The sequence below is a fragment of the Azospirillum tabaci genome, assembly GCF_014596085.1.
Classification (GTDB): domain Bacteria; phylum Pseudomonadota; class Alphaproteobacteria; order Azospirillales; family Azospirillaceae; genus Azospirillum; species Azospirillum tabaci.
Map to the genome: position 1 here is coordinate 14733 of NZ_JACCJY010000040.1, position 26451 is coordinate 41183.

The 26451-nt window shown below is 69.8% G+C and carries 25 protein-coding genes; 19 read left to right on the plus strand and 6 right to left on the minus strand.

The annotated features are described in order from the left end of the window. Positions 1–199: 199 nt before the first annotated feature. From pyk to H0B54_RS26335, 10 genes are all read left to right on the plus strand, one after another. Entirely contained in the window at positions 200–1726 is a 1527-nt protein-coding gene (pyk, locus tag H0B54_RS26290; RefSeq protein WP_188262781.1) for a pyruvate kinase, read from the plus strand. Between the two features lie 66 nt (positions 1727–1792). After that, a complete protein-coding gene (pflA, locus tag H0B54_RS26295) occupies positions 1793–2572 on the plus strand; it encodes a pyruvate formate-lyase-activating protein (RefSeq protein ID WP_188262782.1) in 780 nt (259 codons plus the stop codon). 28 nt (positions 2573–2600) lie between these two features. Beyond that, positions 2601–3515, plus strand: coding sequence for a formate/nitrite transporter family protein (locus H0B54_RS26300; RefSeq protein WP_188262783.1), 915 nt, complete (start codon positions 2601–2603; stop codon positions 3513–3515). A 147-nt stretch (positions 3516–3662) separates the two neighbouring features. Beyond that, positions 3663–4610 carry a DMT family transporter gene (locus H0B54_RS26305; protein ID WP_188262784.1) on the plus strand — a complete coding sequence of 316 codons (948 nt, stop codon included), beginning with the start codon at positions 3663–3665 and terminating at the stop codon, positions 4608–4610. A 73-nt stretch (positions 4611–4683) separates the two neighbouring features. After that, positions 4684–5454 (plus strand): GntR family transcriptional regulator, encoded by a 771-nt coding sequence (locus H0B54_RS26310; RefSeq protein ID WP_188262785.1) that lies wholly within the window; start codon positions 4684–4686, stop codon positions 5452–5454. A 430-nt stretch (positions 5455–5884) separates the two neighbouring features. Continuing rightward, entirely contained in the window at positions 5885–6871 is a 987-nt protein-coding gene (locus H0B54_RS26315) for a TRAP transporter substrate-binding protein (protein ID WP_188262786.1), read from the plus strand. Positions 6872–6951: 80 nt separating this feature from the next. Next, a complete protein-coding gene (locus H0B54_RS26320; RefSeq protein WP_188262787.1) occupies positions 6952–7491 on the plus strand; it encodes a TRAP transporter small permease in 540 nt (179 codons plus the stop codon). Next, positions 7482–8765 carry a TRAP transporter large permease gene (locus H0B54_RS26325; RefSeq protein ID WP_188262788.1) on the plus strand — a complete coding sequence of 428 codons (1284 nt, stop codon included), beginning with the start codon at positions 7482–7484 and terminating at the stop codon, positions 8763–8765. The genes H0B54_RS26320 and H0B54_RS26325 overlap by 10 nt, the downstream gene beginning before the upstream one ends. Before the next feature lie 79 nt (positions 8766–8844). Further along, on the plus strand, positions 8845–9522 hold the full coding sequence (locus H0B54_RS26330) for a TerC family protein (protein WP_094306566.1): 678 nt from the start codon (positions 8845–8847) through the stop codon (positions 9520–9522). A gap of 84 nt (positions 9523–9606) precedes the next feature. Beyond that, a complete protein-coding gene (locus H0B54_RS26335; protein WP_188262789.1) occupies positions 9607–11805 on the plus strand; it encodes a methyl-accepting chemotaxis protein in 2199 nt (732 codons plus the stop codon). Between the two features lie 48 nt (positions 11806–11853). Here H0B54_RS26335 and H0B54_RS26340 read toward each other — a convergent pair whose 3' ends face one another. Beyond that, positions 11854–12057, minus strand: a complete 204-nt coding sequence (locus tag H0B54_RS26340) for a hypothetical protein (RefSeq protein WP_188262790.1) — start codon at positions 12055–12057, stop codon at positions 11854–11856. Between the two features lie 204 nt (positions 12058–12261). Here H0B54_RS26340 and H0B54_RS26345 point away from each other — a divergent pair, with 204 nt between their 5' ends. Both H0B54_RS26345 and H0B54_RS26350 read left to right on the plus strand, forming a co-directional pair. Next, entirely contained in the window at positions 12262–13305 is a 1044-nt protein-coding gene (locus H0B54_RS26345; protein ID WP_188262791.1) for a hypothetical protein, read from the plus strand. Between the two features lie 130 nt (positions 13306–13435). Further along, a complete protein-coding gene (locus H0B54_RS26350) occupies positions 13436–13759 on the plus strand; it encodes a hypothetical protein (RefSeq protein ID WP_094306570.1) in 324 nt (107 codons plus the stop codon). 74 nt (positions 13760–13833) lie between these two features. Here the strand turns inward: H0B54_RS26350 and H0B54_RS26355 are convergent, their stop codons facing one another. Then, positions 13834–14442, minus strand: coding sequence for a cold-shock protein (locus H0B54_RS26355; RefSeq protein WP_094306571.1), 609 nt, complete (start codon positions 14440–14442; stop codon positions 13834–13836). 312 nt (positions 14443–14754) lie between these two features. Here H0B54_RS26355 and H0B54_RS26360 point away from each other — a divergent pair, with 312 nt between their 5' ends. The 7 genes from H0B54_RS26360 to H0B54_RS26390 all read left to right on the plus strand — a co-directional run bounded on the left by H0B54_RS26360 (position 14755) and on the right by H0B54_RS26390 (position 21649). Continuing rightward, entirely contained in the window at positions 14755–15987 is a 1233-nt protein-coding gene (locus tag H0B54_RS26360; protein WP_094306572.1) for a flagellar hook protein FlgE, read from the plus strand. A 25-nt stretch (positions 15988–16012) separates the two neighbouring features. After that, positions 16013–17410 carry a flagellar hook-associated protein FlgK gene (gene flgK / locus H0B54_RS26365; protein WP_188262792.1) on the plus strand — a complete coding sequence of 466 codons (1398 nt, stop codon included), beginning with the start codon at positions 16013–16015 and terminating at the stop codon, positions 17408–17410. Positions 17411–17414: 4 nt separating this feature from the next. Further along, a complete protein-coding gene (locus tag H0B54_RS26370; RefSeq protein WP_188262793.1) occupies positions 17415–18479 on the plus strand; it encodes a flagellin in 1065 nt (354 codons plus the stop codon). A 40-nt stretch (positions 18480–18519) separates the two neighbouring features. Further along, a complete protein-coding gene (locus H0B54_RS26375) occupies positions 18520–19656 on the plus strand; it encodes a flagellar basal body P-ring protein FlgI (RefSeq protein WP_188262794.1) in 1137 nt (378 codons plus the stop codon). 24 nt (positions 19657–19680) lie between these two features. Next, positions 19681–19986 carry a rod-binding protein gene (locus H0B54_RS26380; protein WP_188262795.1) on the plus strand — a complete coding sequence of 102 codons (306 nt, stop codon included), beginning with the start codon at positions 19681–19683 and terminating at the stop codon, positions 19984–19986. Next, entirely contained in the window at positions 19983–20510 is a 528-nt protein-coding gene (locus tag H0B54_RS26385) for a flagellar protein FlgN (protein ID WP_137143051.1), read from the plus strand. Before H0B54_RS26380 ends, H0B54_RS26385 begins: the two co-directional genes overlap by 4 nt. Before the next feature lie 137 nt (positions 20511–20647). After that, positions 20648–21649, plus strand: a complete 1002-nt coding sequence (locus H0B54_RS26390; RefSeq protein ID WP_188262796.1) for a glycosyltransferase family 9 protein — start codon at positions 20648–20650, stop codon at positions 21647–21649. A 166-nt stretch (positions 21650–21815) separates the two neighbouring features. Here H0B54_RS26390 and H0B54_RS26395 read toward each other — a convergent pair whose 3' ends face one another. From H0B54_RS26395 to flhA, 4 genes are all read right to left on the minus strand, one after another. Then, entirely contained in the window at positions 21816–22364 is a 549-nt protein-coding gene (locus H0B54_RS26395) for a hypothetical protein (RefSeq protein ID WP_188262797.1), read from the minus strand. 100 nt (positions 22365–22464) lie between these two features. Beyond that, a complete protein-coding gene (gene flhB / locus H0B54_RS26400; protein ID WP_188262798.1) occupies positions 22465–23562 on the minus strand; it encodes a flagellar biosynthesis protein FlhB in 1098 nt (365 codons plus the stop codon). Between the two features lie 10 nt (positions 23563–23572). Continuing rightward, entirely contained in the window at positions 23573–24331 is a 759-nt protein-coding gene (locus H0B54_RS26405; protein WP_094306581.1) for a flagellar biosynthetic protein FliR, read from the minus strand. A 10-nt stretch (positions 24332–24341) separates the two neighbouring features. Then, positions 24342–26435 (minus strand): flagellar biosynthesis protein FlhA, encoded by a 2094-nt coding sequence (gene flhA / locus H0B54_RS26410; protein ID WP_137143055.1) that lies wholly within the window; start codon positions 26433–26435, stop codon positions 24342–24344. Positions 26436–26451: the final 16 nt, after the last annotated feature.

Sequence of the window (26451 nt, forward strand, 5' to 3'; positions counted from 1 at the left end):
ACTAGTATTTTATTTAGCGAAGGACAGACGCGCAGCCCGGCCGGCTCATGCCCGCCCGTGCCGCGAGCGCATCCTCAAGACCCGCACCGACCGCCGCGCGCCGCACCCGTCACGCCGGCTCTTGCGCGGTGGCCTTACCGATGAACGCCCGCGCGCCGCGCCCGCCGTCCCCGCCCTCTTTTGCGGAGCCCGTTTCGATATGACCGCCCCCACTTCCCCGATCCGCCGCTTCCGGCAGACCAAGATCGTCGCCACGCTGGGTCCGTCCTCCTCCTCGCCGGATATGATCCGCTCGCTGTTCGAGGCGGGCGTGGACGTCTTCCGCCTCAACTTCAGCCACGGTTCCCACGACGACCACGGCGCCCGCGTGCGCGCCATCCGCGCCCTGGAGCGCGAGTTGGAGCGGCCCATCGCCATCATGGCCGACCTCCAGGGGCCGAAGCTGCGGCTCGGCCGCTTCGCCACCGGTTCGGTGGAACTGACGGTGGGCCAGCCCTTCCGCCTCGACCTCTCGACCGAGCCGGGCGACGCGACCCGCGTCGGCATGCCCCATCCGGAGATCTTCGCCGCCCTGCGCCCCGGCACCGACCTGCTGCTCGACGACGGCAAGGTGCGGCTGCGCATCGCCGCTTGCAGCCCGGACCACGCCGACACTGTCGTCGTGGCCGGCACGAAGCTGTCCGACCGCAAGGGCGTGAACGTGCCCGACGTGCTGCTGCCGCTGTCGCCGCTGACCGCCAAGGACCGCGCCGACCTCGTCTTCGCGCTGGACCAGGAGGTGGACTGGGTGGCGCTGTCCTTCGTGCAGCGGCCCGAGGACGTGGCGGAGGCGCGCAAGCTGATCGCCGGGCGCGCCGCCCTGATGTCCAAGCTGGAGAAGCCGCTGGCCATCCAGCATCTGGAGCGCATCGTCGAGCTGTCGGACGGTGTGATGGTCGCCCGCGGCGACCTCGGCGTGGAAATGCCGCCGGAGGACGTGCCGAGCATCCAGAAGCGGATCATCCGCGAGGCGCGCAAGGCCGGCAAGCCGGTGATCGTCGCCACCCAGATGCTGGAATCGATGATCGGCGCCCCCGCCCCCACTCGCGCCGAGGCGTCGGACGTCGCCACCGCCGTCTTCGACGGTGCCGACGCGGTGATGCTGTCGGCGGAGACCGCGTCGGGCGCCTACCCGGTGGAGGCGGTGTCGATGATGGACCGCATCGCCCGCCGGGTGGAGCATGACGACCTCTACCGCACCATGATGGACGCCCAGCACGCCGACCCGCAGGAGACGGCGGCCGACGCCATCACCGCGGCGGCGCGGCAGGTCGCCCACACCATCCACGCGGCGGCCATCGTCACCTACACCACCAGCGGCTCCACCACGCTCCGCGCCGCCCGCGAACGGCCGGAGGTGCCGATCCTCTGCCTGACCGCGACCGTCGCCGCCTCGCGCCGTCTGGTGCTGGCCTACGGCGTGCACAGCGTGCTGACCGAGGACATCCAGAACTTCTCCGACATGGTGCACAAGGCGACCCGCATCGCCTACGCCCACGGCCTGGCGGAGGACGGGCAGCGGCTGGTCATCACCGCGGGCGTGCCTTTCGGCATGCCGGGCTCGACCAACATCCTGCGCATCGCCTGGGTGGAACGCCCCGTCCTTCCGGCCGGCGGTTACACGCAAAACGCGCAGGAGGCCCGGTCAGATCAATTGACCCCGGTCATGGCCGACGCCGGGGCGTGACATAGGATGGCACACAGCGCCGGTGCCGCATGAAGCGGACACCGGCGCCCATTCACGAGGTGCCTCATGCTCAGCCCGATTACCCCCCACCCCGCACACGCCGCCGGGACGGGCGCATCGGTCCGCGGCTGGGTCCATTCGGTGGAGACGGGCGGCACGGTCGATGGGCCGGGTTTGCGCTACGTCCTCTTCCTGGCCGGATGCCCGCTGCGCTGCCAATACTGCCACAACCCCGACACCCGCCACATGCACGACGGGTCGCCGGCGCAGTCCTCGGACGTGCTGGCCGACATCGCCACCTACGCCGATTTCCTGCACCGCGCCCATGGCGGCCTGACCATCAGCGGCGGCGAGCCGCTGGTCCAGCCGGAATTCTGCGCGGCCATCTACCGCGGCGCCAAGGAACTGGGCCTGCACACCGCGCTCGACACCTCGGGTTTCCTCGGCAGCCACGCCGACGACCACCTGCTGGCCGACGTCGATCTGGTGCTGCTGGACATCAAGGCGTTCAAGGAAGCCACCTACCGCGCGGTGACCGGCGTGCCGCTGCGCCCGACCCTGGAATTCGCCGAGCGGCTGTCCGCGATGCGCAAGCCGATCTGGCTGCGCTACGTGCTGGTCCCCGGCCTGACCGACCATCTCGACGAGATCGAAGGGCTGGCGGAATTCGCCGCCGGCCTGGAGGTGGTGGAGCGGGTGGACGTCCTGCCCTTCCACAAGATGGGCGAGTTCAAGTGGAAGCAGCTCGGCCTGCCCTACGCGCTGGCCACCACCGAACCTCCCCCGCCGGAGCTGACCGAGCGGGTGCGCGGCATCTTCCGGACGCATGGACTGAAGGCCGTGTGAGACGCCGCACGAGACGAGGAGCAATCCCATGGACACGCATTCCCTTCCGGAGGCCGCCGCACACGCCTCCCCGGGCGCCTCTCCTGCCGCCCCGCCCGCGTCCTCTCTCGACGCGCTGATGCCCGACGCCATCGCGCTCGCGGCGGAGAATCTGGGCGTCAAGAAGGCCAACTACGACGGTGCGACGCTGTTCGCCCTGGCCGTCCTGGCCGGCGCCTTCATCGCGCTGGGCGGTCTATTCGCCACCGTCGCCATGTCGGGGGCGGAGGGCATGCTGCCCTACGGGGTGACCCGGCTGCTCGGCGGGCTGGTCTTCTCGCTGGGGCTGATCCTGGTCATCGTCGGCGGCGCGCAGCTCTTCACCGGCGACGCGCTGATGGTCATGGCCTGGGCCAGCGGGCGGGTGAAGACCGGGCGGATGCTCCAGGTCTGGACCATGGTGTGGCTCGGCAACTTCGTCGGCGCCGCCGGCACGGCGCTGCTGGTCTTCCTGTCCGGACAATATGCCTTCGGCCACGGGGCGGTGGGCGCCTCGGCGCTCTACTTCGCCACCGCCAAGGCGGGTTTGCCCGCCGGGCAGGCCTTCTTCCTGGGCATCCTGTGCAACGTGCTGGTCTGCCTGGCGGTGTGGCTGGCGCTCGGTGCGCGCAGCGTGACCGACAAGATCATGGCGATCGTCTTTCCGGTCAGCGCCTTCGTCGCCGCCGGCTTCGAGCACTGCGTCGCCAACATGTATTTCGTGCCGCTGGGACTGCTGATCGAATGGGGCGCCCCCGCCTCCTTCTGGGCCGACCTGGGCCGCGCCGCGCCGGTGATCCCGGTCGGGCAGTTCCTGCTGAACCTCGCCGCGGTGACGCTGGGCAACTGGTTCGGCGGAGCGGTGCTGGTCGGCGCCGTCTACTGGTTCATCTACCGCCGCCCGAGCCGCCGCACGGCGCATTAGACGCCGGCTCTTGCCCCCACCCTAACCCTCCCCCGCTTCGCAGGGGAGGGGACTGCCGCCGCTTCGCGATCACCTCCCTCCCCTGCGAAGCGGGGGAGGGCCGGGGTGGGGGCAAGGTCAACCCGTTCCTTCACCCCCGGGGCACCCATGGCCCACCCCATTCCTACCCATCTCCAAGCGCGCAGCGGCATCGTCTCGATGCTGCTGGCGGTGTTCCTCTACGCGGTGCTGAACGCGCTGGCGAAGCATCTCGCGGCGGATTATCCGCTGGCCGAGGTGACCTTCTTCCGCAACGCCTTCGCCCTGCTGCCCGCCACCGCCATGCTGGCCCGCGCCGGCGGCTGGCGCAGCCTGCGGACGGAGCATCTCGGCGGCCATTTCTGGCGGGCGGCGATCGGCTTGACCTCGATGGTCCTGCTGTTCCTGTCCTATCACCTGATGCCGATGGCCGACGCGGTGGCGCTGTCCTTCTCCGCCCCGCTGTTCCTGACCGCGCTGTCCGTGCCGGTGCTGGGGGAGCGGGTCGGCCCCTACCGCTGGGGGGCGGTGGCGGTGGGCTTCGCCGGGGTGCTGGTCATCGTGCAGCCGGGAAGCGGCATGCTGAACACGGGCGCGCTGGTCGGGCTGAGCGCCGCCGTCGCCTACGCCTTCGCCATGATGGCGATGCGGCAGCTGGGACGGACGGAGGCGCCGGTCACCACCGTCTTCTACTTCACCGCCTTCTCCACGCTGCTCAGCGCCTTCGCCCTGCCCTTCGTCTGGACGATGCCGACGGCGGAGGGCTTCGCGCTGATGGCGGCGATGGGGCTGGTCGGCGGCGGCGCCCAGTATTTCGCCACCCGCGCCTACTCCCTGGCCCCCGCTGCGGTCATCAGCCCGTTCAACTACGCCGGAATCCTCTGGGCCTGCCTGTTCGGCTGGCTGTTCTGGGGCGACTGGCCGGGAGCCCACGTGCTGGCCGGGGCCGCCATCGTCATCGCCAGCGGCCTGCTGATCCTGATCCGCGAGACGCGCCGCCGGGCTGAAGCGGGGACGTGCGACACTTCGCCCGCCCTGTCCCGAACTTTGCCCCTCAGCACCGGGCGCAAACACTAATATATTAGCTCTCACACGTTCACCGGGGCGCCGGCCCATGCCCGAGCGACCCGCCCGTCTGACGAGGTGGCTCATGCCATCGGACACCCTCACCGCCGCCCTGCCGCGGCAGCGCCGGCTTGCAACGCTCCGGCCCGCGCCGCGCTCCGCCTCTCCCATCTACCGCGACCTGCGGAACGACATCCTGGGGATGCGCCGACGACCCGGCGAGCCCATCGCCGAGGCCCGCATCGCCGCGGCCTACGGCGTCAGCCGCACCCCCGTGCACGAGGCGGTGCTGCGGCTGGCCGACGAGGGGCTGATCGACATCTTCCCGCAGTCGGGCACCTATGTGTCCCTGATCCCGGTCGCCGCCCTGCCGGAGGCCGGAGTGATCCGCAAGGCGCTGGAGGAGGCCACCGTGCGGATGGCCGCCGCCCGCGCCACAGCCGGCGACATCGCGCAGCTGCGTGCGGCGCTGGAGGCGCAACGCGACCTCTGCGCCGCGTGCGACCGCGACGGCTTCCACGAGGCCGACGAGAGCTTCCATGCCCTGCTGGCCGAGGTGGGTGGTTTTCCCGGCTTCTGGGCGCTGGTGGAACAGGTGAAGGTGCAGGTCGACCGCTGCCGACGCCTGACCCTGCCCGTTCCCGGCCAGATGGCGAAGGTCATCGCCGAGCACGACGCCATCGTGGAAGCCATCGCCGCCCACGACCGCGAGGCCAGCGTCGAGGCCCTCGGCGCCCATCTCGACGGATTGCGGCTGGCCATCGACGATTTGCGCGCCGCCGCACCGCTTTATTTCACCGACGTGCCCACCGCCGTGCCCACCGCCGCGGGGCGGCAGTCGCCGTCGCGGCTTTAATCCCCACCCGGCTTGCGACATTTTGGCGTCATGCTTCCCGCCCCCTGTTTTGTGCTTGCCTGGACATCTGATATATTAATATAACTAGCCCAGCGGGACGCGACAGAGACGTGAACAACCGACGCCGCCCGCTCATCGGACAACAAAAACAACGCCGCGCGGAAGAACGCCGCGGGTGCTTCGGAACAAAGGACAAGAACCGTTCAGCTTTATCCGCGTCGGCATGCGCCGATGGCGCCGGGATTTCGCGCCGTCATTCCCTTCGGGGTTATTTTTTGCCCCCGCTTTCGCAGCGCTGTTATTCGAAGCGCACAGCCGAATAGCCAGGGGTCTCTTCCGAACGCAGGGACATTTCGTTTGTCCATTTTCGGCGGGCCGACGACCCGCCTCCGCTCCAACAGGCAATTCTCCTAAGGCAGGAGTACGGTCCATGAAGAACACTTTCCGTCGCCTCGGCATGGCGCTGCTGGCCGCTTGCGCCGCGGGCGCGCTGCTCGCCGCCCCGGTGTCGGCCCGCGACTTCCGGTCGGCCGACATCCACCCCGGCGACTACCCGACCGTCGAGGCGGTCAAGTACATGGGCAAGCTGCTGAGCGAGCGCAGCAACGGCAAGCTCGGCGTCAAGGTCTACGCGAACGGGGCGCTCGGCAACGAGCGCGACACCATCGAGCAGATCAAGATCGGCGGGCTCGACATGATGCGCATCAACGTCGCGCCGCTGAACAACGTCGTGCCGGAGACGATGGTCGTCGCCCTGCCCTTCATCTTCCGCGACACCGACCACATGCACGCCGTTCTGGACGGCCCGATCGGCGACGAGATCCTCGCTGCCATGGAAAGCCAGGGGCTGATCGGTCTGGCCTTCTACGACAGCGGTTCGCGCTCGCTCTATTCCAAGAAACCGGTGTCGTCGCTGGCCGACCTGAAGGGCATGAAGATCCGCGTCCAGCAGTCGGACCTGTTCGTGTCGATGATCGAGGCGCTGGGCGCCAACCCGACGCCGATGCCGATGGGCGAGGTCTACACCGGTCTGAAGACCGGCATCATCGACGCGGCGGAGAACAACTACCCGTCCTACGAGTCCTCGCGCCACTTCGAGGCGGCCAAGTACTTCACCCGCACCGAGCACGCGATGGCGCCGGAAGTGCTGGTCTTCTCCAAGGTCTCGTGGGACCGCCTGTCGAAGGACGACCAGGCCGCCATCCGCAAGGCCGCCAAGGACTCCGTCCCCTACATGCGCAAGCTGTGGGCTGAGCGTGAGGAGGCCTCCCGCGCCATCGTCGAGAAGGCGGGATCCCAGATCAGCGACGTGAAGAACAAGCAGGAATTCATCGACGCGATGAAGCCGGTGTTCGCCAAGTTCGCGAACACGCCGAAGCTGCAAGGCCTCGTCCAGCGCATCCAGGACACGAAATAGGCAGGACACGACGTAAGGCACGCGGTCGCGGCACCGGCCATTTCCGGCCGGCGCCGCACCCCCGCGGGAAGGACGGCATCATGAGCATCGAACTTGAATTGGAAGAGGTCCGCCCCCTCGCCGCCCCGCGCTTGTTGACGCGGATGAACGCGCGGCTGGCGTGGTCGGGGATGTGCGTGGCGATGGTCGGCCTGATGGCCATCGTCGGGGTGGTGTTCTATCAGGTCTTCGGCCGCTACGTGCTGAACGACTCGCCGACCTGGGCGGAGAGCCTGGCCATCGTGCTGGTCCTCTACGTCACCCTCATCGGCGCCGCCGTCGGCGTCCGCGACGCCGGCCACATCGGCCTGGAGTCCTTCCTTGTCATGCTGCCCGACGCCATCCGCCGCAAGGTCGAGATCGTCATCTACGCCCTCGTCGGCGTCTTCGGCGCCTGCATGGCCTACAACGGCTGGGTGCTCGGCACCTCCGTCGCCCCCTACTTCATCCCCAACCTGCACGTCTCCGAAGCCGTCCGCTACATCCCGCTCGTGCTCTCCGGCGTCCTGATCGTGCTCTTCTCGATCGAGCACATCGTCGCCATCATCCGCGGCGAGGAGGTCGCGCCGTCATGGAACTGACCATTCTCGCCGTCACCTTCTTCGGCTTCCTCGTCCTGGGCATCCCGGTCGCCTTCGCCATCGGCCTGTCGGCGCTCTGCACCATCCTCTACGAGGGCCTCCCCGTCGCCGTCATCTTCCAGCAGATGATGTCCGGCATGAACGTCTTCTCCTTCCTCGCCATCCCCTTCTTCGTCTTCTCCGGCGAGCTGATGCTCCACGGCGGCGTCGCCGACAAGATCGTCGCCACCGCCAAGAACATGGTCGGCCACATCCGCGGCGGCCTCGGCATGTCCAACGTCGTCGCCTGCACGCTCTTCGGCGGCGTCGCCGGCTCCCCCGTCGCCGACGTCTCGGCCATGGGCGCGGTGATGATCCCGATGATGAAGCGCGAGGGCTACCACGCCGACTACGCCGTCAACGTCACCACCCACGCCGCCCTCGTCGGCGCGCTGATGCCGACCAGCCACAACATGATCATCTACGCGCTGGCCGCCGGCGGCAAAGCCTCCATCGGCGCGCTGATCGCCGCGGGCATCGTCCCCGCCCTGCTGCTGATGGCCTGCAACCTGGGGGCGGCCTACTACGTCGCGGTCAAGCGCGGCTACCCCGCCGGCACCTTCCCCGGCTGGGCCATCCTGGGCCGCTCCTTCGCCGCCGCGGCACCCGGCCTGCTCATCGTCGTGATCATCCTGGCCGGCATCACCTCGGGCGTCTTCACCGCCACCGAGTCCGCCTCCATCGCGGTGATCTACGCGCTGCTGCTCACCACCTTCGTCTACCGCACGCTGACCTGGGACCACTTCCTGGCGGCGGCCGCCAAGACGGTCAAGACGACCGGCGTGGTCCTGCTGCTGATCGGCGTCTCGACGATGTTCCAGTACATCATGGGGCTGTACCAGGTGGCCGAGATCACCGGCGAGCTGATGGCCGGCATCTCGACCAACCCGCTGGTCATCTTCCTGCTGATCAACATCATCCTGTTCCTGCTCGGCACCTTCATGGACATGGCGAGCACGATCCTGATCTGCACGCCGATCTTCCTGCCCATCGCCATGCAGTACGGCATGGACCCGGTGCAGTTCGGCATCGTCATGCTGATCAACTGCGCGCTCGGCCTCAACACCCCGCCGGTCGGCACCACCCAGTTCATCGGCTGCGCCATCGGCGAGGTCTCCGTCGGACAGGTCATGCGCTCCATCACACCCTTCTACGGCGCCCTCTTCATCACCCTCCTCCTCGTCACCTACGTCCCGACCTTCTCCCTCTGGCTCCCCCACCTTCTCATGCGCTGACCGGGCGCCCCCAACCGCACAGCAAGGATACCGCGGGGCGCTCCGATCATCGGGCGCCCCGCTGCAATGGAGACGAATCATGATGACCGCCGAACTCTGGCCGCAACTCGTCGCTTTCGGGCAGGTGGTCGCCATCGACCTCGTTCTGGCCGGCGACAACGCTATCGTGGTTGGCATGGCCGCCGCCGCCGTCCCTGCGGAGCAGCGGCGCCGGGTCATCCTGTGGGGCATCAGCGCCGCCATCGTCCTGCGCATCATCTTCGCGCTGATGACCACGCAGCTTCTCGCCATCATCGGGCTGACGCTGGCCGGCGGCGTGCTCCTGCTCTGGGTCTGCTGGAAGATGTTCCGCGAGCTGCGCTCCGGCGGGGCGGAGGAGATCACGCCGGAGGAGGCGCTGGACGCCCCCGACGTCCTGCCCGGAACGGCCTCGATCACCAACAGCACGGCCGTCGCCGCCGCAGGGGCCGCGACCGTGGGCGCCGCCGTCTGGCAGATCGTGGTGGCCGATGTGTCGATGTCACTTGACAATGTGCTGGCGGTGGCCGGTGCTGCCAAGGAGCATCCGACCGTGCTTGTGCTCGGCCTGCTGCTCTCGGTGGCGTTGATGGGCGCCGCCGCGAACGTAATTGCACGTGTTCTGCACAAACATCGCTGGATTGGTTGGATCGGTCTTGCGATCATCACTTATGTTGCGCTCGACATGGTCTGGCGGGGCTCGAACGAGGTTCTGGCCCACACGGCCTGGCTCGGCTGACGGGAAGAAAAGGGATAAGGCCCGCCGCGGACGGCGTGCGGCGGCGCCAACGAGAAGCAAGACCGCCGTTGGGGAAGAGATGACATGTCCAAACCGTTAGGAATTGCCCAGGATAGGGTGGTGCGCCCAAGCCGGCTGGGAGGCGTTCAGGGGCGCCTGTTCACCGGTGTCGGCGCCGTGATGTGCTGCACGCTCGTCGCCATCGGGGTGGCGCTGACCGGATACGCCGGCTTCGGCCGGACGCTGCAGGTCATCACCGCGGAGGCCGTGCCGTCCGCGCTCGGCGCCCTGCGGGCGGCCCAGCACGCGGGCCGCATCGATGCGCTGGCTCCGGCCTTCCGCTCCGTCACCAGCAAGGAGGAGAAGGCGGATCTCGCGGCGCGCATCGCGATGGAACGGCACGACTTCGAGCGCGAGTTGCGCGATCTGACCGAGTTGGAGCAGAACAGCGCCAAGGCCGCGTCCCACGCCGGCGGTCCGTCCGAAACCGCCGCCGCCAGCAGCGCCGCCCAGGCCCTGCTCGCCAACGTCACGCTGCTCGACCAGGCGGCGGACAAGCGGATCGGGCTGAGCGACCGCCGTTCCGAGCTGCTGGAGCAGGTGGTCATCGCGACGCGGCGCCTGTCCCAGCTCGTGGCCCCCTGGAAGTCGATCCACGGCAGCGGCGTGGACATGCAGCGCGCCGCCTTCCGGGACGACACCCGCCCGCCGGAGGAGCGGCTGAAGGCCGGCGAGGAGTATCTCCAGACCGAGGAGCAGCTCGCCATCGTCCGCGGCATCGACGACGGCGCCACCACCGTCCGCGGCCTGCTGACCGAAGCCGCCGCCAGTTCCGACGAAAACCGGCTGTCGATCATCGAGGCGCAGACGCGCATCCTCGTGACCACGATGACCGCCAACTCCGGGCAGCTGCCCGAAGCCTCGCGCGAGGCGATGGCCGAACCGCTGAAGGCAATCGAAACCCTTTCAATCGAGCCGGAGGGGCTGATCCCCACCCGTCTGGCCGAGCTGGAGATCCTGAAGGCGCAGCGGGACCTGCTGACCAACAACCTCAGCCTGTCCGAAACGCTGTCCATGGCGGTCGTGAACCTCGTGCACACGCAGGAGGGCGCGATCACCACCGCCGCCGAGGACAGCGAGAAGGCCCTGTCCAACGGCACGATCCTGCAGATCGGGGTCGGCGTGGTCAGCCTGCTGCTGTCGGCGCTGGTCGTCCTGGTCTTCGTGCGTCGGATGGTGGTGCGCCGCCTGCTCACCCTCCAGAGCGGGATGGAGCGCATCGCCGACGGCGACCTCGACGTGACGGTTCCGTCCGGCGGTCGCGACGAAATCTCCGCCATGGCCCGCACGGTGGAGGTCTTCCGCGAGAACGCCCTCGCCAAGCGCCGGCTGGAGGCCGAGCAGATCGAGTCCGCCCGCCGCGCCGAGGAGGACCGCAAGCGCTCGCTTGAGGAGATCGCCAGCAGCTTCGAGGGGGCTGTCGGCAGCGTGGTCAGCCGCTTCGTGGCGGAATCCACGGAGATGGAGGAGAGCGCCCGCAGCATGTCGGCCACGGCGGAGGAGACCAACCGCCTCGCCACCAGCGTCGCCGCCGCGACCGAGCAGACCTCGGCCAACGTGGAGACGGTCGCCGCCGCGTCGGAGCAGCTCACCAGCTCCATCGAGGAGATCACCCGCCAGATCACCGAATCCACCAACATCGTCCGTGAGGCGATGACGCTGGCCGAGCGCGCCAACGGGCAGATCGGCGGACTGGCGGACTCCGTGCAGAGCATCGGGCGGGTCGTCGACCTCATCAACGACATCGCCAGCCAGACCAACCTGCTGGCGCTCAACGCCACCATCGAGGCCGCCCGCGCCGGCGAGGCCGGCAAGGGCTTCGCCGTCGTCGCCAATGAGGTGAAGGCGCTGGCCGCCCAGACCGCCCGCGCCACCGGCGAGATCGCCGCCCAGGCCGCCGGCATCCAGAGCGCCACCGGCGAGGCCGTGCAGGAGATCCAGGCGGTCGTCCAGGTGGTTACCCGCGTCGGCGCCATCGGAGCCACCGTCGCCGCGGCGGTGGAGCAGCAGAGCGCCGCCACCAAGGAGATCGCCCGCAACGTCCATCAGGCGGCGCTGGGCACCACCGAGGTGACGCAGACCATCGCCGGCGTCAACGCCGCCGCCGACCGCAGCGGCACCGCCGCCCGCACCCTCCTCGACAAGGCCCACGACCTCGCCGACGGCGCCAACGCGCTCAACCGCGAGCTGTCCGGCTTCCTCCAGCGCGTCCGCGCGAGCTGACGAGAACGCCCTTCCCCGCGCACCGTCGTGGGGAAGGGCGCCTCCCTTCTACTCCGAAATGACGATCTGGCGTTCGCGCCCGCCCTTGCCGATGATCTTCAGCACGCGGCGCCCACGCTCGTCGCGGCTGGACTCATCCAGCACGACCCGCCCCAGCGCGGCGAGCAGGTGCAGAAGCTCACTGTTCGAGGCCACGCCGAAGCCCTGGCGAAGCTCCGCCAGCAGGACCTCGGTCTCATCGCGCGTCGTCACGGGTCCTGCCCTCCGGCTTTTGATTGCGGGCCCCAGCCTGCCGCAGGACGGGCGCCGCTGTCGAGTGCCCTGAAAGCGCAAGACAACGGCTTGACAGGCGGCTTGACAGGCGGCTTGCCAGCGCGCCCTTCGGCCACTACGGTCACTGCCCGTATCGTCACCCCCGCGCCCGATGGCGCCGGCGGACCAGTCAGGAGAGGCAGCATGGCAAAGACAGGCAACGGGCGGAACGGCGCGGGCAAGCCGGCCTCCGGAACCTTCACGGGCACGCCGGCGGAGCGCCTGGTCCGCTATTGGCGCAACAGCGACCGCCGCTTCGACGAACTGCTCGACGAGACGCTGGACGCCGGCCGCCAAGCGGTGCTGGAAGCCGCGCTGGACAAGCTGCGCGAGGAGGAACAGCCGGAATTCCTCGACGAGGTGGAGACCATCGCGGAATCCGTCCGCCGCACCGATGCCCAGGGCGACGACATGATCGCCACCCTCTTCTGGCTGGCGGTGGAGGTGTCCGGCGACCTGTCGCAGCCGCCCGCCGTGGAAACCATCGAAGAGGCGCTGGATTCCACCGGCCTGCTGGAAACCGCCGCCGACACGCGCCTGCTGCCGGTCTGGCTGGAGCCGGAAGCGCTGGTCTATCTGGAGGCCGCCGACCGCCGCACCCTGCTGCTGCGCATGCTGGACTCGACCGACGCGGCGCTGCGCTTCGTCCGCGAGGGCGACCTGCTGGCCGATCCGGCGGACGCCGGCACCCGTCTGGTCGGCGTCGTCGGGCTGATCGAGGAGGAGGCGGAAGCCGTCGAGGCCGCCGGCGAGGACGCCGTTCCCGATTTCCTCGGTCTGGCCCGCATCGGCGAGGACGGCGAACCCGAACTCGACCCCGCGGAGGAGACCCGCATCCGCGAGGCGCTGGCCCGCTTCACGGCGGCCATCCAGGGCGCCGACCCGCGCGTCCAGCGCTGCGAGCCGGCCGGCGGGCTCAACGACCTGCTCGACCTGATCGCCGAGGCGGATTGGACGGACGGCGGCGAACTGGCGGAACTCGCCTCCTTCATCGACGTGGCGAGCGACGAGACGGCGGACGCCGTGGTCGACGCCGCGGTGACCAGCACCGCGCACGGCCTGTTCGTCCGCGCCTTCAACGCCGACGGGCGGCTGCTCGACGAGCGGGCCTTCACGCTGCAGGGCGACGAGGCCGCACAGGCCGTCGCCCTGCTCCAGCAGCGCTGCCGGACCGTCACGAAGGAGTGAAAAGGGGCGTATTCCGGGTGCCTTGTGGCGGAACGCCCTTTCGCCACCCTGTTGTTCGGCGCGGAAATCGGGTACACCCCTATTTGTAACCCGGTTTCCTGTCCACCACCCCAGTCTTGGAGCTACTTCGATGCGCGACCAGTCACTCTCCATCGCCGAGGCGGCGGCCTGGCTGAAGTGCTCGGAAGCCGAGGTGGAGGAGCATGTGCAGGCGGGCCGGCTGCGCGCCGACCGGCTGGAGCCGGCGATCGACCGGATCTCGCTCAACACCGTCATCGTCCTGGCGGAAAGCCTGCCGGTCGAACGCCGCATCTTCGAGGTGCGCGAGGCCGCCGGGCGGATCGAATCCTCCGAATCCCGCGGCCATTACCCATCCCGCCCCTCGGGCGGCATGGACCAGCGCCCGCCGGTGGTCGTGGAACGCCGTCCCTCGCGGTCCTTCACCCCCCGCTGACGGCGTCAGCCGGGATCCCGGTCTGAACCAGGCGCCGCCGGGTGAAAACCCGACAGCGCCCGGATCCCGTTGGCTCACACCAGTTCGACGCGCAGCGCGGTCGGACCGCCGTCGCCCGGCACGGCGACGAAACGCACATCCTCGCCGTCGGCCACCACTTCCAGCCCGGACTGGCGCAGGATCGCGCGGTCGAAGTAGACGCCGATGCCCGTCTCGTCGTCCCACGGGTCGATCAGGCCGGACTGGCTGTCCAGATTGTACCAGCGCACGGTGCCGTAGATCATCTCACCGGAGGGCACCGGCATCAGGGCCGGGGCCGCCCGCTCGGCGCGCCGCGGCTTGGGTTCGCGGATGGCGGCCGGGGCGGGGCGGGCGGCCTGGGGATCGCCGGCCTCGGGCTGGCGCTGCCGGCGCTGCTTCGGTGCGCGGGCCGGCTTGGCCTCCGCCGGGTCGGCGGGGGTGATGGAATGGATGGCCACGACCTGCGGCCCCTTCGGGGTTTCGGCGATGTCGCAGACGAGACCGGTGCCTTCGGTCAGCGACACCTCGCCCAGCGAGGCGAGAACCCGGGAATGCAGAAACGCCTCACCGCTTCCGTCGGCGAAGCGGACGAAGCCGAAGCCCTTGTCGGCCTTGTACCATTTGACGACCGCCGTAACCTGCTGCTTTTGCTCTTCGCTCACTCTGGACACTCGATGCATGGAGGACAACCGGTCCAACAGTGACCGGATTTGTCGATCCGCGCAATGCGGCATCCGTTCGCCGCCCCCGCAATCGCACTTCGGTTTCACCCTTCTCCATTAGGAAGGAGGGGCGCGCCTCGCCGCCGGCCCAGAAGACGGCCACCGCAAAAGAGCGGAAAATTTTAAGTAAACGCCTGAACACGCTCTTTAAATCCGCTTTAAAAGCCGCCCTGTACTCTCCCTTCCGAAGTCCATCGCGGAGAATCCCGTGGCTCGCTTCCGGCCCAACCGATTTAGGATGAGGATCTCCCGATGAGCCTGTTCAGCGCCATGCGGTCCGGTGTGAGCGGCATGTCCGCGCAAAGCTCGCGGATGGCCGCCATTTCGGACAACATCAGCAACTCCGCCACCATCGGCTACAAGCGCGCCGCGGTCGACTTCTCGACGCTGATGACTTCCTCCGGTGCGACGAGCAACTACGCCGCGGGCGGCGTGCGCTCCAACGTGCATTATCAGGTGTTGAAGGACGGGACCATCCAGGGCACCCAGTCCGCCACCGACATGGCCATCGAGGGGCGCGGCTTCTTCGTCGTCGCCGACAACGCGGGCAACACCGGAACCTCGCCCGGCTACGCGCTGACCCGCGCCGGCAGCTTCCTGCCCGACGACCAAGGCTTCCTGCGCAACAGCGCCGGCCAGTATCTCCAGGCCTGGAAGCTGGGTCCGGACGGCAGCCTGCCCGCGGTGAACCGCAGCAGCTTCGACGGGCTGAGCGCCGTCTCCATCGCCGGGCTGGCCTATGGCGGCAGCAAGACGTCGCAGATGAGCTTCGCCGGCAACCTGCCGGCGCAGGCCACGAACGGCACCAGCTTCGACACCTCCACCTCGCTCTATGACGGGCTCGGCAACCCGCTCGACGTCACGATGACCTGGACGAAGACGGCCAACCCGAACGAATGGACGCTGTCGGTCACGCCGCCCGCCGGCTACACCGCGACGCTGTCCACCAACACCGTCACCTTCGACACCACGGGCGCCAACGCTGGCCTGCCGGCGGGCGCCCTGCCGCAGATCACGCTGACCTCGCCGGCCAACCCGACGCCCGACACCGTCAACGTCACGGTCGGCAACCTGACGCAGCTCAACGGCGATTACGTGCCGCAGTTCATGGGCGACGGCGCCCGCGCCGGGCGCGTCAGCACGGTGGACGTCGACAAGGCGGGCACGCTGTGGGCGGTCTACGACAACGGCGCCCGCCAGCCGCTCTATCAGGTGCCGGTCGCCGACGTGGTCAACCCCGGCGGGCTGGTCCCGCAGGACGGCAACACTTACACGCTGGGCATCGACAGCGGCACGATGACGCTGAGCAACGGCAACAGCGGCACCGCCGGCTCGGTCGCCGGCTACGCGCTGGAGCAGTCAAACGTCGACATCGCGGAGGAGCTGGTGTCGCTGATCGAGACGCAGCGCGCCTATTCCTCCAACGCCACGCTGGTGCGCACCGCCGACGAGATGGTGGACGAGACCACCCGTCTGAAGCGCTGACGGACGGGAAAGGGGATAGCCCGCCATGAGCCTCCAACTGGCCCTCAGCGCCGCCCTGTCCGGGCTGCGCGCGACCCAGCAGCAAGCCGCGCTGGTCTCGCACAACCTCACCAACGCCACCACCGCGGGCTTCGTCCGCAAGGATCTGGCCGTCTCCACCGCGATCAGCGGCGGGCGCGGCCAGGGCGTGCGCGTCGACGGCGTGCTGCGCAGCGTGGACGAGTTCCTGATCCGCGACGCCCGGTTCGAGCAGAGCCGCTACAACGCCCAGGAAACCCGCGCCTCGGCGCTGGCCGACTACGCCACGGCGCTGGGCCAGCCGCAGGACGAGCGGTCCGTCTCCACCGCCCTGGCGAAGCTCCAGCAGTCCTTCAGCCAGCTCCGCAACCAGGCGGACAACGAGGCGGCGCGCACCGCCGTGGTGGATTCCGCGGAATCGCTGGTGCGCCGCCTGCACGACACCGCCACCGCGGCCATCACCGTGCAGAACGACGCCAAGGCGCGGCTCCAGTCCTCGGTCGACGAGGTCAACCGCTCGCTGGTCCGCATCGGGGAGCTGAACAGCGCCATCGCCACCCAGAAGGCCAAGGGCGCCGAAACCGGCGACCTGATGGACGAGCGCGACCGGCTGCTCGATCAGGTGTCGAACGAGATCGGCATCCGCACCCACACCCGCGAGAGCGGGGAGGTCGTGGTGATGACCCGCAACGGCCAGACGCTGCTCGACCGCGAACTGCCGGCGGGCGCCCAGCCGCTCCAGCTCGTCGGCGGCGATCTGGTGGCCGGCGGCAAAATCATTTCCGACAACCCGGACCAGGACATCCAGAGCGGGCGCATCATGGGCTATGTCCAGACCGCCCACCAGGACATGCCGCGGGCACTCGCCCAGCTCGACGAGCTGGCGGCGGGCATCGTGCAGCAGTTCCAGGCGGCGGAGGCCGACCCCACCCAGCCCGGCCTGTTCACCGACGCTGGCGCCGCCTACGGCACGACGGACGGTCTGGCCTCGCGCATCGCCGTCAACGGCAGCGTGCGGAGCAATCCCTGGATGGTGCAGAGCGGCGTCCAGGCGGGCGCGCCGCTGCCGTCCGGCGACACCACGCAGATCGACCGCTTCCTGAACGCCTTCGCCACCGCCCGCAGCTTCGGCGACCCGGACCTGCCCTCCTCGGCCACGCTGGGCGACTACGCCACCGGCCTGGTCTCCACCCAGCAGGGCTACCGCACCACCGCCGAGTCCGAGATGAAGACCCGCAAGATCAGCGCCGACGCGCTGCAATCGGCGCGTCTCAACCGCGACGGCGTGAACGTCGACGACGAAATGCAGAAGCTGCTGCTGATCGAGCAGAGCTACGGCGCCAGCGCCCAGGTGCTCCAGGCCGCCGGGCGGATGCTCGACACGCTGCTCCAGATCCGGAACTGACGCCATGCTCTACAACGCCGTCTCCACCCTCGGCCTTTCCAAGCGCCTGCAGACCGCCAACACCGAGCTTCAGCTCGAACGGCTGCGCAACAACGACGAGATCGCCAGCGGCAAGCATTTCGACGTCGCCAAGGCGCTGGGTGCGCGCACCGGTCAGGCCATCGCGCTGCGCAACCTGTATGACGAGACCGAGCAGACCCTGAAGTCCACCGCCCTGCTGCAAGGCCGGCTGGGCACCATGGACAGCGCGCTGACCAACATCCTGTCCGCCGGGCAGGACGTTCTGGCCGCCGCCTCGGTCGGGCTGGGCCAGCCCTCGCCCACCGGCAGCTCGCTCCAGGTGCGGGCGCGCGCCATGCTGGAGCAGGTGGTGGGCATGCTCAACGCCTCCTCCGGCAACGGCTACCTGTTCGGCGGAGTGGAGGTGAAGGCCGCCCCCATGCGCGCCGTGCAGGGGGACGATTCCGGCCTGCCCTCGCCCATCCAGATCGTGCAGGACACCATCGCCGCGGCCACGGGAGGCACCGCGTCGCCGCAGACCCCGGCCGAGACTGCCGCCGCCGTGGCGGCCCTGGACGACCTGTTCGCAGCACCCTCGGCCGCGCCGCTCGGCTTCGAGGGCGGGTTCTATCTGGGGGCGCCCGCGACCGCGCCGCGCCTCAGCGCCCGCCTCGACCGCACGACCGAAATCCCCTACGGCATCCAGGGCAACGACCCGGCCATGCGGGACCTGCTCCAGGGCCTCTACATGCTGGCCAGCGTCGACACCAGCCAACTGCCGCTGGACGCCTACAAGCCCTACATGGAGGCGGCGGTCGCCAAGGTGTCGGGCGGCATCGAGGGAGTGCGCGACGCCACCGCGCAGTTGGGCATCCACCGCGCGCAGCTCGACGACATCGCGGCGATGAACACCACGCAGCTCCGCATCCTCAACGACCAGCTCGACGCGATGGAAAGCGTCGATCCGGCGGAGGCCAGCCTGCGCATGAACCAGCTCGAGGTGCAGATCGAGGCGACCGCGGCGGCCACCGCCCGCATCGCCCGGATGAGCCTCGCCAATTACCTGTAGGACGGCACGGCCTCCCCGCGGGATGATGAAAGACGGTTTGATGAAGCATGGTCCGATCCGCCGAGCCCTCCGCGTGGCAGCGCTGGCCGCGGCCTGCCTGCTGGGCGCCGCCGCCATGGCGGGCGATGGGCTGGCCCAGACTCGGGTGAAGGATCTCGTCACCTTCGACGGGGTGCGCCGCAACCAGCTCATCGGGTACGGCCTCGTGGTCGGCCTGAACGGCTCGGGCGACCGGCTGATCAACACGCCCTTCACCGAGCAGAGCCTGAAGGGCATGCTGGAGCGGCTGGGCATCAACACCCGCGACGAGGTACTGCGCACCCGCAACGCCGCGGCGGTGATGGTCACGGCCTCGCTGCCGCCCTTCGCCCGCCAGGGCACGACCATCGACATCACCGTGTCGGCTCTGGGCGACGCCACCAGCCTGCTCGGCGGCACGCTGCTGGTCACGCCGCTGCTGGGCGCCGACGGGCAGGCCTACGCCGTGGCCCAGGGGTCGCTGTCGGTCAGTGGCTTCTCGGCCGGCGGGGTGGCCGCCAACGTGACCAAGGGCGTGCCGACCAGCGCCCGCATCGCCAACGGCGCCATCGTGGAGCGCGAGCTGAAATTCGCGCTGGACGAGGTGACCGGCGTCCGCATGGCGCTGCGCAACCCCGATTTCACCACCGCCAACCGAATCGCCGACGCGGTGGCGGTGCGGCTGGGCAGCAGCGCCGTCCATGTGCTCGACGCGACCACCGTCGACGTCCGCATCCCGCCCCGCTACACCGGCGCGGTCGCCCGGCTGATCGGCGACATCGAACAGCTCACCGTGCGCCCGGACGGCATCGCGCGGGTGGTGGTGGACGAGCGCAGCGGCACTGTGGTCATCGGCGACGACGTGCGCATCAGCCGCGTCGCCATCACCCAGGGCAACCTGACCGTCCGCGTGGTGGAGACGCCCCAGGTGTCGCAGCCGCAGCCCTTCTCCGACGGTCAGACGGTGGTGGTGCCGCGCACCGACGTGCAGGTGCAGGAGGGCAACGGGCGCCAGTTCGTGACCATCGGCGGCAACGTCAGCCTGCAGCAGCTCGTCAACGGGCTGAACGCGCTGGGCGTCGGACCGCGCGACATGGTCGCCATCCTCCAGGCGATCAAGGCGGCGGGCGCCCTGCACGCCGACCTGGAAATCATCTGACAACTCCGGCCGGACGAGAGCGCGATGGACATCTCCCCCCTTTCCACAACCGCCCCCACCGCGAAGCCCGCCGCTCCGAACCGCGCCGCCGAGAAGGCCGGGCAGGAGTTCGAGGCGCTGATGGTCGGGCAGATGCTGGAATCCATGTTCGCCGGCGTGGATACCGGCAGCGCCTTCGGCGGCGGCCAGGGCGAGCGGACGTGGCGCAGCTTCATGCTCCAGGAATATGGCAAGGCCATCGCGGAGGCCGGCACGCTGGGAATCGGCCGCATGGTCGAGGCCGACGTGGCCCGCCTCTACGGCCAGACGAGCGAAGGAACCAAGGGATGAGCCGCCGTTTCAAGGACCTGATCCGTGAATTCGCCCCCGATGCCAAGCCGGAGGCGGACGCCGCCCCCGTCGCCGCCCCGGAGCCCGAGATCCCCGCGCTGGCCGACGGGCCGACCGCCGTCGTCATGACGGAATTCCTCGACACCGTGGCGGAACTGAGCGTCCTGCTGGACGAGGAGACGGCGGCGCTCGCCGCCGGCGATCTGGAGGGGCTGGAGGTCTATGCCCGGCGCAAGCAGGCGATGGCCGACCGTCTGGGCGGCATCATGACCCAGGCGCAGTCGGGCACGCTGCGGCTGAACGACGATCTGCGCGCGATGATCCTGGAGCGGGTGGAGCGGCTGGACCGCGCCATCAACGACAACGCGGCCGGGCTGGTCGCCATGCGCAAGGCCGTGCTGTCGATCAACCGCAGCCTGCTGGTGGCCCTGGAGAAGGCGGCCAGCGACGGCCTCTACGCCCCCTCGGGCCATGCGGTGCGCCCGGTCGAGCTGTCGGCGTCGGGCCTGAACGCGGAGCTGTAGGCCCAGCCAAAGTGGAGTTCCCTCTCCCGGGGCGGGAGAGGGAATTGAAGGGCGCTGGCCTTGCCAAGGGTTCCGCCGCCGGATGCGGGCCGCTATAGTCCGCCGTCCGCTTGGCCGCATCCTCCCGAGGCTTCCGCATGCCCGCAACCGACCGCGCCGCTCCCCCGTCGCTCGCCGTCTTCACCCATGGCGAGCTGATCGGCGACGCGCTCATCAAGATTCCCTTCGTGCGCGCCCTGCGGGGGCTGTTCCCGGACCACCGGATCACCTGGATCACCACCGAAGGCACCCATCTGGCGACCACGCTGCGCCCGATGATGGACGGGCTGATCGACGAGTTCCGCGCCGACACCGGAATTGGGAGCAGCCCGCTCGGCCTGCTGAAGCCGATGCCCATCCGCGACCGCTTCTCCCTGGTGCTGGACACCCAGGCGCTGCCCTGGCGGACGCTGCTGGCGCGGCGGCTGAAGCACGACCTGTTCGTCTCGGCCTGCGCCGGCTACCGCCTGTCGGACCGCCGCCCGCCGCCCGGCTACAAGGAGCCGCGGCACGTGCTGGACCGCCTCTTCGACCTGCTGGAGGTGGCCGGCGGGCGGCGTCCCCCGCTGGACATGGCCGTCCCGATCCCGGCCGAGGCCGAGGCCGAGGCGCGCGCCGTGCTGCCCGACGGGCCGGGCTACGTCGCCATCGCCCCGGGGGCAGGCAAGCGGGTGAAATGCTGGCCGCTGGCCCGCTTCGTGGAACTGGCCCACGCCCAGGTCGCCGACGGACGGGTGCCGGTCTTCATCCTCGGCCCGGCGGAGCTGGATTGGCTGCCTGAGCTGCGCGCCGCCGTGCCCCAGGCGCTGTTCCCGCTCCAGGACGCCGAGCTGGCGGAGCCGCGTTATTCCCCGATCCGCACCATCGCGCTGACCCGGCGCTGCGCCGCGGCGGTCGCCAACGACAGCGGGACCAGCCACCTGTTCGGCCTTGCCGACGTGCCGCTGCTGACCCTCTACGGCCCGACCACCGCGGAGAAGCTGCGCCCCAAGGTGACGCGCGGAGCCGTGCTGACGGCCTCCGCCTTCGGCGGCCGCGAGATGGAGCGCATTCCCGCCGACGCAGCGATCAAGGAGGTCGAGGCGCTGGTCCGTTCGTGACGAACGGTCTTCATATTCGACCGTCATAACCCTCTCCCCTCCGGGGAGAGGGTGGCCCGAAGGGCCGGTGAGGGGGTTGGGCTTTTGCCGGACGTTGCGCCACGCGCAACCCCCTCACCCTAGCCCTCTCCCCGGAGGGGGGGGGGGGGTCCCCCTGGTCGGCGCTTCAGGACCTTCTGCGCCTCACGGCGGGGGTGATCTCCCCCGCTTCCTCCAGCCGCCGCAGGCAGGCGACCAGGGCGCGCTGGAAGTTGCGGCCCTCAGAGGGCAGGTTGACGCCCTGGCCGGTCGTCCAGAACTCCACGAAGGCGCAATCGGCCGCGCGATCCGCGGTCGGCCATTCGACGGCCACGCCCAGCCCGATCTCCGCCGTGCGGCGGCGGCTGTCGGTGACCAGGATCTTCGCTTCCCAATGCATGCCGCCGCTGCCCGCCTCGGCGCGGCGGTGGCTCCACAGGCGCAGGTAATCGCGGAAGCTCTCGGACGAGCGGTCGTGCTGGACGTAGGCGCTGCGGTCCACCACCGCGGGGGCGAGGCGCAACGCGTAGCGGGCCTGCGCCAGCGCCTGGGTCACCTCCGCGATCAGCCGGTCCATCTCGGCGAAGCTGCGCCGCACGTTGTCGGCCAGCGCGCTGGCCAGCGCCTCCCCCTTCGGCGCGCCGGAGGCGGCGCGGTCGGAGCGGTACATCTCGAACAGGTCGTCGCTGTCACTCATTGCCGTGATGCGCCGCGGAAGGTGGTGAGTTCCTTCGTCTACCGCCAAACCCGTTGAGAAGACATTAAGCGAAATTCCAAACCATCCGGCTCCCGCCCGATCACGCCCGTTGCGCCGGTTGCGCGGTCCCTCCGTTCTTCAGGCGCAGCACATACATCATCACCTCCGCCACCGCCTGGTAATGCTGGAGCGGGATCACCGCATCGACCTCCGACGCGGCGTAGAGGGCGCGGGCCAGCGGCGGGTTCTCGATCACCGGCACGCCGTTCTCCTCGGCCACCGCGCGGATGCGCAGCGCCACGAGGTCGGCCCCCTTGGCGAGGCAGACCGGCGCCGGCATCTTCGCGCGGTCGTACTCCAGAGCCACCGCGAAGTGGGTCGGATTGGCGATGACCACCGTGGCGCGCGGCACGTTCGCCATCATGCGGCGCTTCGAGCGGTCGCGCCGGATCTCGCGCAGCTTCGCCTTCAGATGAGGGTCGCCCTCGGTCTGCTTGAACTCGTCCTTCAACTCCTGGAAGGTCATGCGCAGGCGGCGCCGCCATTCCAGCCGGTTCCACAGCACGTCCACCGCGGCCATCACCACCGTCGCCAGGAGGACGGCCAGCAGCAGCCGCAGGGTCAGGTCCCGCAGCAGGTCGGGAAGCGCCGCAACGTCCATGCCCACGATCCCCTCCGTCCAATCGATGTAGGGCGCCACGGCGAACCAGACGGCGCAGGCGATGATCGCCAGTTTCACGAGACTCTTCACGAATTCGACCAGCGCGTGGCGCGCGAAGATGCGGCGCCAGCCGCTGAGCGGCGACAGGTGCGACAGCTTGGGCCGGATGCGGTCGCTGGCGGCCAACAGCGGCCCCTGCCCCACCGCCGACACCACCGCCCCGCCGACCAGCAGGCCCAGCACCGGCAGCATCGCCACCGCCACCCCGCCGATCAGCCAGCGCAGGCTGTTCATCACGTCGAAGGGACCGCCGTCGAGCCGGATGTCGTTCGGATTCTCGATCAGCGGCAGCAGCACCTCGGCGATGCGCGAGGCGGCGAGCGGCCCGCCGGCCGCGGCGATCAGCCAAGCCGCCGCCATCGTGGCGGCCAGACCGACGTCGCGGGCGCGGGGGACGTCGCCCTTCTCCATCGCCTCGCGCAGCCGTTTCTCGGTCGGCTCCTCGGTTTTCTGTTCCTCGTCCTGGCTGTCGGACATCGCCGCCCCCTCACCGCCCGCCGAGCCAGCCGGCCAACGCGGCCAGCGTGGCGGTGACCATGGCCCCCGCCGTCACCAGGAAGACCAGCATCCCGCCGCCGACCATCGCCGGGGTGGCGACGAAATAGACGGGCATGGAGGGCATCACCCGGTTGACCAGGGCCAGCGCCATGTTGGCGATCATGCCGAAGACCAGGAAGGGTGCGGCCATCTGCACCCCCAGCCGGAAGGTGACGCCGACGAGCTGGGCGTAGCGCCCCGCCACCATGCCGGGATCGGGCAGCGTCGCCGCCGGCCAGCTTCCGTAGGAGCGCACCAGCGCGTCGATCATCAGGTAATGCAGGTCGAGCGCGAACAGCAGCGCCAGCCCGGCGATGACCAGCGTGCCCGACAGGATGGACCCGCTCTCGAACCCCGCCGCGTCGGTCCCGAAAGGGTTGCTGAGCCCCATCGCCTGCGCGGCGATGTTGCCGGCGACCTGGAGCGACGCCAGGAACAGCTTGGCCCCCAGCCCGAGGAAGGCGCCGGCCACCGTCTCGGCGAAGATCTGCTCCAGCATCACCGCGGCGTCCGGTGGCAGCCGGTCGGGCAGGCCGGGCACCGTCGGGGTCAGCGCCAGCGCCACCGGGATCGCGATGCACAGCCGGACGCGCGGCGGCACCGCCAGCTCGCCGAAGCCCGGCAGCAGGCTGACCGCCGCGGCGACGCGGGCGAAGACCAGGAAGGCGCGGTAGACCTCCAGGCTGAGCAGGTCGGCGAGCGTGTCCATCACCGCTCCTTCAGACCTGGTCGATCGTCTTGACGGACACCTTGCGGTGCAGCTCGGCGTGGCTGATCACCGGGGTCATCGGGCTGACCCGCTCCAGCAGCGAGCGCACGAAGGGCCGCACCTCCGCCCCGACCAGCAACGCCGGCCAGACCTGCGGCGTGGCGTGCTTCTGGATGGTGATGCGCAGCGCGGTCAGGAACTCCTGCACCTGGGTCGGCGGCATGGCGAAGCGGCGGTCCTCGCCCTCCGCGATGACACTCTGCTGGAGCGCCTGCTCCCAGCGCGGGGTCAGGACGATGACCGGGACGAAGCCGTCGGGCGCCGTCAGCGACTGGCAGATCTGCTGGCCCAGCCGCGCCCGCACATGCTCGGTGACCAGCGTGATGTTGCGCGTCCAGTTCACCGCCTCGGCGATGGCCTCGACGATGGCCGGCAGGTTGCGGATCGACACCCGCTCCGCCAGCAGCGCCTGGAGCACGCGCTGCACCACCACCAGCGTGATGCGCGACGGCACCATGTCGGAGATCAGCTTCTGGTACTCCCGCCCCAGCCCGTCCAGCAGCTTCTGCATGGCGGCGAAGGTCAGCAGGGTGGAGAGGTGGTCCTTGATGACCTCGGTCAGGTGGGTGGTGATGACGCTTTCCGGGTCGACGACCGTGTAGCCCTTGGCGATGGCCTCCTCGTGCCGCGCCGGGTCGATCCAGCGGGCCTGGAGGTTGAAGGTCGGCTCCCGCGTCGCCTCGCCGGGCAGGTCGGGGGCCGCCCCGCCGGACGGGTCGATGGCGAGCAACTGCTTGGGCCGCACCTCGCCGCTCGCCACCTCGACGCCCATGACGCTGACGACGTAGCCCTTGGGCGGCAGGAAGCTGCTGTCCTTGATGCGCACCGACGGCAGGATGAAGCCGAACTCCTTGGCGAAGCGCTTGCGCAGCGTCTTCACCTTGCCGGTCAGCGGCCCGTTCTTGTTGAGGATCAGCGGGACGAGGTGGTTGCCGACCTCCACCTTCACCTCGTCCACCTTCAGCATGTCCTCCACCGCCTCCTCGGCGGGGGCGGTGGGCGCCTTGCGGCTTTCCTCCAGCCGGGCCAGCGCGGCGCGACGCATCTTGCCGCGCATCGCGTACCAGCCCGCCGCGCCGAAGCCGCCGCCCAGCAGAACGAAGGGGGCGGCCGGCAGGCCCGGCGTCACGCCCAGCGTGCAGAGCAGCCCGCCCGCCACCATCAGCGCCTTGGGATAGCCGCCGAGTTGGGCGAGCACCGCCTGATCGGCGGAACCGACGTTGCCGCCCTTGGTCACCAGCAGGCCGGCGGCCAGCGAGACGACCAGCGCCGGGATCTGCGTCGCCAGACCGTCGCCCACCGTCAGGATGGTGTAGACCGACGCCGCGGATTCGAAGGACATGCCCTGCTGCGCCATTCCGATGGCCATGCCGCCCAGCACGTTGATGGCGGTGATGACCAGCCCGGCCACCGCGTCGCCGCGCACGAACTTCGACGCGCCGTCCATGGCGCCGAAGAAGGTGCTCTCGTCCTCCAGCTCCTTGCGTCGGCGGCGGGCCTCGACGTCGTCGATCATGCCGGCGGACAGGTCGGCATCGATGGCCATCTGCTTGCCTGGGATGGCGTCCAGCGTGAAGCGCGCGCCGACCTCCGCGATGCGGGTGGCGCCCTTGGTGATGACCACGAAGTTGATGACGATCAGGATGGCGAAGATCACCACGCCGATCACGAAGTTGCCGCCCATGATGAACTGGCTGAAGCCCTCGATCACATGGCCGGCGGCGGACGGGCCGGTGTGCCCGTGGCTGAGGATCAGGCGGGTGGACGCGATGTTCAGCGCCAGCCGCAGCACCGTGACGACCAGCAGCACGGTCGGGAAGGAGGAGAAGTCCAGCGGCTTGCTGATCCACAGCGAGACCATCAGGATCAGCACGCTGACCGCCAGCGACAGCGTCAGCCCGAGGTCGAGGAACCAGGTCGGCACCGGCAGGAACAGCACGGCCAGCACCAGCAGGATGCCCAGCGCGAACAGCACGTCGCGGTTCGCGAGCCCGGCATCGCCGAGGCTGGTCATCCGGTTCCGAAGGGTGTCCGTGAAAGCCATGCGGGAACTCCAGGGT